This is a genomic window from Trinickia sp. (assembly GCF_051953405.1).
Taxonomy (GTDB): domain Bacteria; phylum Pseudomonadota; class Gammaproteobacteria; order Burkholderiales; family Burkholderiaceae; genus Trinickia.
Genome location: NZ_JBQCIV010000118.1, coordinates 19,762 through 30,375 on the forward strand (window position 1 = coordinate 19,762; position 10,614 = coordinate 30,375).

A 10,614-nucleotide genomic window follows, 5' to 3' on the forward strand; every position below is an offset into this window, starting at 1 on the left:
CCGAGATTTGGCTGCGGGAACTCGACGCCGACACCTTCCATCGCGTCGGCGCGCTTTAGGCTGGATGGTCGCGCGCTGTACGCCTACATCGACAGCGCTTGTGCATTCGCGTTTCGGAGCGGATACGCCGTCACGACCATGCCGTTCTGACCCAAGACGATACGCACGTTCCGAATCGCATACAACGTGTTGTTGTGGCGGAAGAGGAAATAGCTGAAGGTACGCACGATGTTGCCGTTGCGCATTCGCGTTTGCGTGTATTGGGCATTCGGGTCCGTCAACGCGGTCATGATCACCTGCACGAGCATGTCGCGGCTATTGACGGGGAGCCCTTCCAGCCTCGTCCAGTCGTTCCGATGCCCCGCATTGTCGCCGCCGCCTCCGCCTGCCGCCCAGATATGCTCGACGCCGAAGCGAAAGCGCGCGTCGACGCCTTGTTGCGTGGGATCGTTGATGAAGACGAAGCCGAGGTTGTCGCCGGTCGGCGCAGGATCTCTCGCGATGGCTGCCGTCATTCCGGCAAACTCGTGTTCGGCGATGCCGTGAGGCATCCCTCGCCCGGTATTTCGGACTTCCCGGGCAAGCCTATTGAACTCGGGCGTTCCTCGTAGACGAAAGCGGCCGATGTCGTCGGCGGTCTGAACGGCCGGCGTGAGGGCGACGACATGTTCGTTTTCTCGCAACGACCGCTTTGCGTTGCGAACGCACAACTGAAATCCATCGTCGTCGGATGCGGCCTGATCGAGCGCGGGTTGCACGCAGCTCGCCTTGACGAGCTTGGCCTTTTTCTTCTTGTTCGTTTTGATCGGCTCCTTCGGCGCTGCTCTCGCATCCGACACATGCGCCGTGGCTTGCGCGGCGTTCAACGCATTCTCGGCGCGAATCAAGTCGGCATTGAGCCATCGGTCGAGCGCTTCGTTCCCGGTGCGTAACATGGCCGTTCCGGGCTGATCGGCGTCGAACATGCGCGCAAGTTGCGCCAGCAATTCGTCGATCCGCACGGGCGACAGCTCGCCGAGGGACGCAGCCGCGCGGTGGTCCTCGTCGGTGCAAACCTCGTCGCTGGCGGCCTGTACGTGATTGGCATTGCAGAACTGGATGTCCATGGCGGCATCGAACGCGTCCTCGGCCTGCAACTGCGCCGGATCGAGCGCGGCCGCTTCGAACACGGTCGGCTCGAGCACGCGCGGGATATCGGCGAGTTCCGCCACTTCGACGAGCGGTAGCGCTGCCCCGATGTCCTGGTTCGGATGCGGATCGAGCGCACACAGATCGGACCGGCCGAAGTAGATCTCCAAGAGCGCGGCCTGGACGTTGGTGAAGTGATAGGCCACGTCGGTCATGCAGCGTTTGTCGCGATGGTGCTCGTTCGGATCGTCGTGCAGGGCGATTGTCCGCTGCTCGACGAAGGGCAAACGACGCGCGAACTTTTCCGGAAGATCGCTCGGCCCGGTCAGGCTATCGCGGGGGAGCATGCCCGCACGGATCGGCTTTTCGCGCCAACGGGACCAATCGTCATCGCCGACCGCGAGCGCGATGTTATCGGCCAGCGACCGCCCGCGGATGATGTGCATGTCGCTTACGGTGGCGGCGTCGACGGTCAGGACGAGATTGGCTGTGCCCTGCGTGCGCGCGTTTCCGTCCAGGCGGGGGATGACATAGAGCGTGAGCAGGAAATGGCTGGATTTGCGAGTCAACTCGCTCGATGCGCTGTAGTAGCGCGCCCATTTCGATCCGCCGGCTATCCAAAATCCCGGGTCGCCGCCCAGGAAGGGAGAGGCCGACGCAGAGACAGACGGCCCGCTGTACTCCACGGCCACGTTGTGGTTATAGAAATTCACGTTGATATAGCCAGCGTGATCCGGCAACGCCAGTGCAAAAGTCTGCCCGCCCTTGTTAGGCAGCAACACACGAACGGCGCGCGCCTGCCCGGCGCCGACGCTGGGCGCATCGGGGTTCGACGAGGCCGTAGGCGTGCCCTGGAACTGAGGGAACGTGACGGCATCGACCTGTTCGGCCACGCGTAGGCCGCCGGAAAGCGTCTCGGTGCGCGCGCGATAGTCGCCCGAATCGGCGACGGCGTCGACTGTGAAGATCAGAGAAACGAACAACAGCACCGCGCGCGGGAACACGCGCGCGCGGATGGGCGAACAGCTAAACATCTTTGCCTCTTCAAATAAATAAATGGAGCGGCGGCACACGCGAAGGACGGGTGTGTCGAGCCGCGGCGAGGAGGTTAGCCGGTCAGCGCGCGTAAATCGTTTTCATGCGGAATTCTAGGACGAGTCCGAGAGCACGGAGACGGTGCTGGGCTCGAAAGCTCGCTTGCGGGCGGCTTGGCGACTCGTTTACGAGATTTTTACGCTTGCTCGTTCACTCTTATCGTGGCTTTTACTCGATCCCCTCTACGCTTCACGCTGTCCTGATCCGCTATGGGAGAACACAAGAATGGACGTCATTTATCTCGTCGGCATGGCCATTTTCTTGGGGCTATGCGTGGCGCTGACCGCCGGCTGCGAGAAGCTTCGCGGCCGCGGACCGGGAGGCCGGCCGTGATCGCTTGGATGATGTGGCTTGCCGGCGCCTCAACGCTGCTATTGCTGGCGTATCTCGTCTACGCGCTGCTGCGCGCGGAGGACCTCGAATGAACGCCAATAACTTTCTTCAGACCGCGCTCTTTCTCGTCGTATTGATTGCGCTCGCCTTTCCGGTCGGCCGGTATATGACGGCCGTGCTCGACGGCTCCTCCGTCGTCGTGCGCAAGGTCGGCAGGCCGATCGAAGCGCTGCTTTACAAAATTGCCGGCGTCGACGAGCACGCCGAAATGTCGTGGAAGCACTACGCGCTCGCCGTCCTGCTGTTCAATGCACTCGGCACGCTGGCCGTCTATGGCTTTCTGCGTTTGCAGCAATGGCTGCCCGCCAATCCGCAGGCCTTCGGTCCGATGACGCCCGATGCGGCCTTCAATACGGCTGTCAGCTTCGTCACGAACACGAATTGGCAGGACTACACGCCCGAGGCGACCGTCAGCTATCTGACGCAAATGGCCGGCCTCACGGTGCAGAACTTCTTGTCGGCGGCAACCGGCATTGCGGTCGTCATCGCGTTGATTCGCGGTTTCGCGCGCCATACCGTGCAAACGATCGGCAATTTCTGGGTGGACCTGACGCGGATCACGCTCTATATCCTTGCGCCGCTCGCGACGATCCTCGCGCTGGTGTTCGTCAGCCAAGGCGTGATTCAGAACTTCAAGTCGTATCAGGATGTGCCCACGGTGCAGGTCACGACCTACCAAGTGGCCAAGACCGACGCGCAGAACAATCCGGTGAAGGATGCAAAGGGCAATCCGGTGATGCAGGACGTGAAGGCCGACAAGCAGACGATCGCAATGGGCCCCGTTGCCTCGCAAGAAGCGATCAAGATGCTCGGCACGAACGGCGGCGGCTTCTTCAACGCCAACTCGGCGCATCCGTACGAGAACCCGACGCCGCTGTCGAACTTCGTCCAGATTCTCTCGATCCTCGTCATTCCGGCGGGCCTTTGCGTCGTGTTCGGCAGGATGATCGGCGATCGCCGTCAAGGCTACGCCGTGCTCGCGGCGATGACGATCGCGTTTGCCGTGGCGTGCTGGGGCGAGATTGCCGCCGAGCAGGCCGGCAATCCGCTATTCGCGTCGCTGCACGTGGATCAAAGCACGACGGCCTTGCAGCCGGGCGGTAACGCGGAAGGCAAGGAAGTGCGCTTCGGCATCGCTCAGTCGGGCATCTTTACCGTCGCGACGACGGCCGCGTCCTGCGGCGCGGTCGACAACACGCACGATTCGTTGACGCCGATGGGCGGCCTCGTTCCGATGCTGCTGATCCAGCTCGGCGAGGTGATCTTCGGCGGCGTCGGTTCGGGCCTATACGGGATGCTGGTGTTCGCGCTGCTCGCGGTGTTCGTCGCCGGCTTGATGATCGGCCGCACGCCCGAGTACGTCGGCAAGAAGATCGAAGCGTACGAAATGAAGATGGTGTCGATCGCGATCTTACTGACGCCGCTGCTCGTACTCGCCGGCACCTCGATCGCCGTGCTGTCGCCGCTCGGCACCGGCGGCATTGCGAACCCGGGCGCGCATGGTTTCTCCGAAGTGCTCTATGCGTTCAGCTCCGCCGCGAACAACAACGGTAGCGCTTTTGCAGGGCTCTCGGTCAACACGCCTTTTTATAACGTGCTGCTGGCGATCGCCATGTGGTTCGGGCGCTTCGGCACGATCGTCGCGGTACTGGCGATTGCCGGTTCGCTGGCGAACAAAAAGCGCATTGCCGCGACGTCCGGCACGCTGCCGACGCACGGGCCGCTGTTCGTCGTGCTGCTGTTGGGCACGCTGGTACTCGTGGGCGCGCTCACTTACGTGCCGGCATTGGCGCTCGGCCCCGTCGCCGAACATCTCACGATGATCTCGGGTCATTGATTTCGAGGAAAGCATGACAACTGTCACTCAACCGCCTGTCCATCGCCCCGACAATCTCGGGCAGGCACGGACCGCCGTGCGCTCGATGTTCGATCCGGCGCTCGTCAAGCCTGCGGTCGTCGATTCGTTCAAGAAGCTCGGGCCGCGCACGCAGTTGCGCAACCCGGTGATGTTTTGCGTCTATGTCGGCAGCATTTTGGCGACGATCCTGTGGGTTGCCGCGCTGGCGGGGCAGGCCGAAGCGCCGGCGGGGTTCATCCTCGCCATCGCGCTGTGGCTTTGGTTCACCGTGCTGTTCGCCAACTTCGCCGAAGCGCTCGCGGAAGGGCGCTCCAAGGCCCAAGCCGCGTCGCTGCGCAGCGCGAAGCACAACGTGATGGCCAAGAAGCTGAACGAGCCGCATCCGAAATCGCCCGTTCTGATCGTCACGTCCACCGATCTGCGCAAGGACGATGTGGTGCTCGTGGAAGCGGGCGATACGATCCCCGCCGACGGCGAAGTCATCGAAGGTGTCGCTTCCGTCGACGAATCGGCGATCACGGGCGAATCGGCGCCGGTCATTCGCGAATCGGGCGGCGATTTTTCGTCGGTGACGGGCGGCACGCGCGTCCTGTCGGATTGGATCGTCGTGCGCGTGAGCGTGAACCCGGGCGAGGCTTTTCTCGATCGCATGATTGCGATGGTGGAGGGCGCCAAGCGCCAAAAGACGCCGAACGAAATCGCGCTGACGATCCTGCTCGTGGCACTCACGCTCGTGTTGCTGTTCGCGACGGCCACGCTGCTGCCGTTCTCGATCTTCTCGGTAGCGGCTGCCCATGCGGGCCACGTGGTGACGATTACTGCGCTCGTGGCGCTGCTCGTCTGCCTGATTCCGACGACGATCGGCGGCTTGCTGTCGGCCATCGGCGTGGCCGGCATGAGCCGCATGATGCAAGCGAACGTGATCGCTACGTCGGGGCGTGCGGTGGAAGCGGCCGGCGACGTGGACGTGCTGCTGCTCGACAAGACCGGCACGATCACGCTCGGCAATCGGCAAGCGTCGTCGTTCATTCCGGCGCCCGGCGTCACGGAAGAAGCGTTGGCCGATGCGGCGCAACTGTCGTCGTTGGCCGACGAAACGCCCGAAGGCCGCAGCATCGTTGTGCTGGCGAAGCAGCGCTTCAACATTCGCGAACGCGATATGCACGCGTTGAACGCCGTCTTCCTCGGTTTCACGGCGCAAACGCGGATGAGCGGTGTCGATCTGCCGAACCGCGAGATTCGCAAGGGTGCCTCCGATGCGATGAAGCGGTATGCGGAAGAGAACGGCGGGCGCTATCCGCAGGAAGTGATCAAGGCGGTGGACGACGTCGCGCGCCGCGGCAGCACGCCGCTCGTCGTGGCGGAAAAGGTGAACGGCGTGTCCCGGATTCTCGGCGTGATCGAGCTGAAGGATATCGTCAAGGGCGGCATCAAGGAGCGTTTCGCCGAGCTGCGCAAGATGGGCATCAAGACGGTGATGATTACCGGCGACAACCGATTGACGGCCGCCGCGATCGCCGCCGAAGCCGGGGTCGACGATTTCCTCGCCGAAGCGACGCCCGAGGCGAAGCTCAAGATGATCCGTTCGCATCAAGCCGAAGGGCGTCTCGTGGCGATGACGGGCGACGGCACCAACGACGCGCCCGCGCTCGCCCAGGCCGACGTGGCGGTGGCGATGAACACGGGCACGCAGGCGGCGAAAGAGGCGGGCAACATGGTCGACCTCGATTCGAACCCGACCAAGCTCATCGAGATCGTCGAGATCGGCAAGCAGATGCTGATGACGCGCGGCTCGCTCACGACGTTCTCGATCGCGAACGACGTGGCCAAGTACTTCGCCATCATCCCGGCGGCGTTCGCGACGACGTATCCGCAACTGCGCGTGCTCGACATCATGCATTTGACCTCGCCGGCTTCGGCGATTCTGTCGGCCGTGATCTTCAACGCCTTGATCATCGTTTTTCTGATTCCGCTGGCGTTGAAGGGCGTGAAGTATCGCGCGCTCGGCGCGGCCTCGCTGCTGCGGCGCAATCTGCTGATCTATGGCCTCGGGGGCATCTTGCTGCCGTTCCCGTTCATCAAGCTGATCGACATGCTGATCACGGCGATGGGCTGGGCTTGACGCTCGCCGTTCGCTTGCGATCGTGGGCCCGGCCGGCGCAGCAAAACAAGTTTGGGTGCGGTGGGCCCGTTTAGAACCTCATTTGTCTGGATCGATTGATCATGAAAAATATGCTGAGACCCATGCTCGTGTTGTTTGCGGCATTGACGGTGGTCACGGGCATCGTCTATCCGGCCGTCGTTACGGCGATCGGGCAGGCTGTCTTTCCGCACCAAGCGAACGGCAGCTTGATCGAGAAAGACGGCAAAGCGGTCGGCTCCGAGTTGATCGGGCAGCAATTCGACGCGCCCGGGTACTTCTGGGGCCGTCTGTCGGCCACGTCGCCGAATCCGTATAACGCGCAGAACTCGGGCGGATCGAACCTCGGCCCGACGAATCCCGCGCTCGCAGATGAAGTGAAAGGGCGATTGAGCGCGCTGCACGACGCCGATCCGACCAACACGCTGCCGGTACCGGTCGATCTCGTGACCTCCTCGGGCAGCGGTCTGGATCCCGATATCTCGCCGGCGGCTGCCGCCTACCAGGCGGCCCGTGTGGCGAAGGCGCGCGGCCTGACGGCGGACCAAGTCGGGACGCTGATCGCGGACAATACGTCCGAGCGGCAGTGGGGGGTGTTCGGCGAGCCGCGGGTGAACGTGCTCAAGCTCAACCTCGCGCTCGACGGACTGAAACCGCTACACTGAAACGGTTTGCGAATGAGGCGGGCGAGTATTAGGCTCACCGTTGTTGAAGCATCACCTTCGGTCATGATGAAGACCTTCTATGGAACGACCCGATCCCGACGCGCTGCTCGATAAGATTCAGCGCGAGGAGGAAAAGCGCCACCGCGGCCGGCTGAAGGTTTTCTTCGGTGCATCGGCAGGCGTCGGCAAGACATTCGCCATGCTGCAATCGGCGCGGCGCCGGTTGGAAGAGGGCGTCGACGTCGTCGTCGGCCTCGTCGAAACGCATGGCCGCAAAGAAACGCTTGCGCTGCTGGACGGGCTCGAGATCCTGGCGCCGGCGCGGATCGAGTATCGCGGGCGGCAACTGGCCGAGTTCGATCTCGATGCGGCGCTCGCGCGCAAGCCAGGGCTCGTTCTCGTCGACGAACTTGCGCATTCGAACGTGCAAGGCTCGCGCCATTTGAAGCGTTGGCAGGACGTGCACGAACTCCTGGATGCGGGGATCGACGTTTATACGACCGTCAACGTCCAGCACTTGGAGAGTTTGAACGACATCGTCGGGCAGATTACCGGCATTCGTGTGTGGGAGACCGTGCCCGATCGCGTCTTCGACATGGCCGATGAAGTGACGCTCGTCGATCTGCCGGCCGAGGAACTGCTCGATCGTCTGCGCGAAGGCAAGGTGTATCTGCCGCATCAAGCGGAAAACGCCGTCCGCAATTTTTTCCGCAAGGGCAACCTCATCGCGCTGCGCGAACTCGCCTTGCGGCGCACGGCCGATCGCGTCGATGCACAGATGCGCGAGTACCGTGCCGATCAATCGATCGAGCGCATTTGGCAGGCGCGCGAGCGGATCATCGTCTGCGTCGGCGCCGGCCCCGAAAGCACGACGCTTGTGCGCGCGGCCGCGCGGCTTGCATCGAGCCTGAAGGCCGATTGGCTCGCCGTCTACGTCGAAACGCCGAAGCTGCAGCGGTTGCCCGATGCGATTCGCAAACGCACGCTCGATGCCTTGAAGCTCGCCTCGGAACTCGGCGCGGAATCGGTCACGCTGCAAGGCCAGGACGCGACGCAGACACTGATCGCCTATGCGCGCATGCGCAACGTCTCGAAGCTCGTCGTGGGGGCGACCCCGACGTCGGGATGGCTCGGCTGGCTGCGCCGCTCGACGGGCGAGCGCCTGATACGGGCGGCGCGCGACATCGACGTCACGCTCGTCAATTCGGGCACCGTGCGCGAGACGGCCGAGCGCGGCGAAGCGGTGACGCGCTTTGCGAGTATCGGTGCCGGCACAGGCCGCTCCACCCTCGTTTCGTACTCCTACGCATTCGGTATTTGCGCCGCGATCACGATCGTCGCGAGCTTCTTCGTCGGCCATATTTCGCTCGCGAATCTGGTCATGCTGTATCTGCTCGGCACGATCTTTACGGCGGCGAAGCTCGGGCGTGGGCCGGGCGTGATGTTTTCGTTTCTGGGCGTGGCGGGCTTCGATTTCTTTTTCGTGCCGCCGCGCATGTCGTTTACGGTGTCCGATACGCAGTATCTGCTGACGTTCGGCGTGATGCTGATGACCTCGTTGACGATCAGCCATTTGACGGCGAGCCTGCGGCGCCAAGCGCGTATTGCGACGATGCGCGAACGCCGGACGGGTGCGATGTTCGCGATGGCACGCGAACTCGGCGCCGCGTTGGCGACGGCGCAGATCATCGAGATCGGCACGCGCCATGTAGCGGAAGTGTTTCAGGCGCGGGTGGCGATTCTGTTGCCCGACAGTGCGGAGAAGGTCAAGCAGAAGATCGAAAATCCCGACGAAGCGTTGACGCTCGATGCGTCGTCCGTCGATTTGGATATCGCGCAGTGGGTGTACGACCAGCAAAAGAACGCCGGCCACGGAACCGATACACTGCCGGCCGCGTCCGCGCTGTATCTGCCCTTGAAAGCGCCGATGCGCACGCGCGGCGTGATTGCGATTCAGTCGCCGCGGATGGAAGAACTCGAAATACCGGAGCAGCGGCGCATGATCGACACGCTCGCGTCGCAGATCGCGCTGGCGCTGGAGCGCGTTCATTATGTCGAGATCGCACAGGACGCGCTCGTCAGCATGGAATCGGAGCGGCTGCGCAACTCGCTGTTGTCGGCGATTTCGCACGATTTGCGCACGCCGCTGACGTCGATCGTGGGCTTTGCGTCGATGCTCGCTCAGGTGCCCGGCGGCGGGCCGATGGGCGAACGCGAGCGGGAACTCGCCGAGGCGATTCACGACGAGGCGTTGCGCATGACCGGGCTCGTGACGAACTTGCTCGACATGGCGCGGCTGCAGGAAGGCAGCATGCGGCTCAATCGGCAGTGGTCGTCGATCGAGGAAGTGGTGGGGGCCGCGCTATCGGCGTGCCGCCGGATGTTGGCGGGGCGGACGATCGAAGCGCGCGTGCCGGCCGATTTGCCGCTCGTGCAGCTCGATGCCGTGCTGGTCGAGCGGCTTTTCGCCAATTTGCTCGAGAATGCGTCGAAGTACACGCCGGCCGCTTCGCCGATCACGATCGCGGCCGCGACGCTCGAGACCGATTCGGAGCGCTGCGTGAAAGTCGAAGTACGCGATTGCGGGCCGGGGCTGCCCACCGGCATGGAGTCGCGCTTGTTCGAAAAATTCACGCGCGGCGAGAAGGAATCGGCCAAGCCCGGCATTGGTCTGGGCTTGGCGATTTGCCGTGCGATCGTCGAGGCGCATGGCGGCCAGATCGGGGCGGATAATCGGCGCGATGCCGACGGTGCCGTGATCGGCGCGACGTTCTGGTTCACGCTCCCGGCGAACGAAACGCCGACGATCGAGGCCGAGCCGATCGAGGACGGCGCCGCGGCGCCGGAGGTTGCCCCGGGTGCCGCTGTGCCGAGTTCGCCACAGGGTGCGACCGATTTGCCGTCGTCGTTGAGCGCGGTTCAATCGAACCGGCGCACATCGTGAACGAGACGGGCATCGGTTATCGGCTCGTCGGTGTGCTTCGAGGGAGCGGCGCGTCGCCCTCGGCTTCGCGCTGTTCGCGTCGCTCTTCGTTGGCGCGGCGCGCTCTTAGGCGTTGCCGCGACAGGACGGCGATCACCTCGCTCGTACTGGCGCCCGCGGGCACTTCGTTGCGGATGACGTTCGCCACCATCGGCAAGCCGGAACGATGCCGGCGCAACGCCTTGGCGATCGCGGTTCGGCACTCCTGTCCATGGCATTCCCATTCGTCGCGGATTTTTCCGCAATAACGGCACTTGTCCATGCCGGTCATTTTACCGGCAATCGCGGTAGCGCTCAGAGGGCGGGAGGGGCGGGGAAAGAGGGGCACAAGCGGGGCGGGGCGCGGTGGGCG

At 63.6% G+C, this 10,614-nt stretch carries 7 protein-coding genes; 5 read left to right on the forward strand and 2 right to left on the reverse strand.

Going from position 1 to position 10,614, the window contains the following annotated elements; translation table 11 throughout:
* Positions 1-83: 83 nt before the first annotated feature.
* The gene (locus tag ACTHN9_RS20110) at positions 84-2,162 is read right to left on the reverse strand and encodes a hypothetical protein (protein WP_440538531.1); all 2,079 of its coding nucleotides are present in this window, start codon (positions 2,160-2,162) and stop codon (positions 84-86) included.
* A gap of 393 nt (positions 2,163-2,555) precedes the next feature.
* Here ACTHN9_RS20110 and ACTHN9_RS20115 point away from each other — a divergent pair, with 393 nt between their 5' ends.
* The 5 genes from ACTHN9_RS20115 to ACTHN9_RS20135 all read left to right on the forward strand — a co-directional run bounded on the left by ACTHN9_RS20115 (position 2,556) and on the right by ACTHN9_RS20135 (position 10,223).
* Positions 2,556-2,648 carry a potassium-transporting ATPase subunit F gene (locus tag ACTHN9_RS20115; protein WP_102648608.1) on the forward strand — a complete coding sequence of 31 codons (93 nt, stop codon included), beginning with the start codon at positions 2,556-2,558 and terminating at the stop codon, positions 2,646-2,648.
* Positions 2,645-4,453, forward strand: a complete 1,809-nt coding sequence (kdpA, locus tag ACTHN9_RS20120; protein ID WP_440538532.1) for a potassium-transporting ATPase subunit KdpA — start codon at positions 2,645-2,647, stop codon at positions 4,451-4,453. The genes ACTHN9_RS20115 and kdpA overlap by 4 nt, the downstream gene beginning before the upstream one ends.
* 13 nt (positions 4,454-4,466) lie before the next feature.
* Positions 4,467-6,596: a potassium-transporting ATPase subunit KdpB gene (gene kdpB, locus ACTHN9_RS20125; RefSeq protein ID WP_440538533.1), complete on the forward strand. Its 2,130-nt coding sequence runs from the start codon at positions 4,467-4,469 to the stop codon at positions 6,594-6,596.
* Between the two features lie 101 nt (positions 6,597-6,697).
* Complete coding sequence (gene kdpC, locus ACTHN9_RS20130) at positions 6,698-7,279, forward strand: potassium-transporting ATPase subunit KdpC (RefSeq protein ID WP_440538534.1); 582 nt, start codon at positions 6,698-6,700, stop codon at positions 7,277-7,279.
* Between the two features lie 79 nt (positions 7,280-7,358).
* Positions 7,359-10,223: a DUF4118 domain-containing protein gene (locus ACTHN9_RS20135; RefSeq protein WP_440538535.1), complete on the forward strand. Its 2,865-nt coding sequence runs from the start codon at positions 7,359-7,361 to the stop codon at positions 10,221-10,223.
* Between the two features lie 16 nt (positions 10,224-10,239).
* On the opposite strand, the gene ACTHN9_RS20140 is transcribed toward ACTHN9_RS20135, so the two are convergent.
* Positions 10,240-10,524 (reverse strand): hypothetical protein, encoded by a 285-nt coding sequence (locus tag ACTHN9_RS20140; RefSeq protein WP_440538537.1) that lies wholly within the window; start codon positions 10,522-10,524, stop codon positions 10,240-10,242.
* Between the last annotated feature and the right edge of the window lie 90 nt (positions 10,525-10,614).

What these genes read in the sequence shown, in the direction of transcription:
- ACTHN9_RS20110 (WP_440538531.1), bottom strand. Translation starts at nt 2,162, where the DNA reads ATGTTTAGCTGTTCGCCCATCCGCGCGCGCGTGTTCCCGCGCGCGGTG.
- kdpA (WP_440538532.1), top strand. Translation starts at nt 2,645, where the DNA reads ATGAACGCCAATAACTTTCTTCAGACCGCGCTCTTTCTCGTCGTATTG.
- kdpB (WP_440538533.1), top strand. Translation starts at nt 4,467, where the DNA reads ATGACAACTGTCACTCAACCGCCTGTCCATCGCCCCGACAATCTCGGG.
- kdpC (WP_440538534.1), top strand. Translation starts at nt 6,698, where the DNA reads ATGAAAAATATGCTGAGACCCATGCTCGTGTTGTTTGCGGCATTGACG.
- ACTHN9_RS20135 (WP_440538535.1), top strand. Translation starts at nt 7,359, where the DNA reads ATGGAACGACCCGATCCCGACGCGCTGCTCGATAAGATTCAGCGCGAG.
- ACTHN9_RS20140 (WP_440538537.1), bottom strand. Translation starts at nt 10,524, where the DNA reads ATGGACAAGTGCCGTTATTGCGGAAAAATCCGCGACGAATGGGAATGC.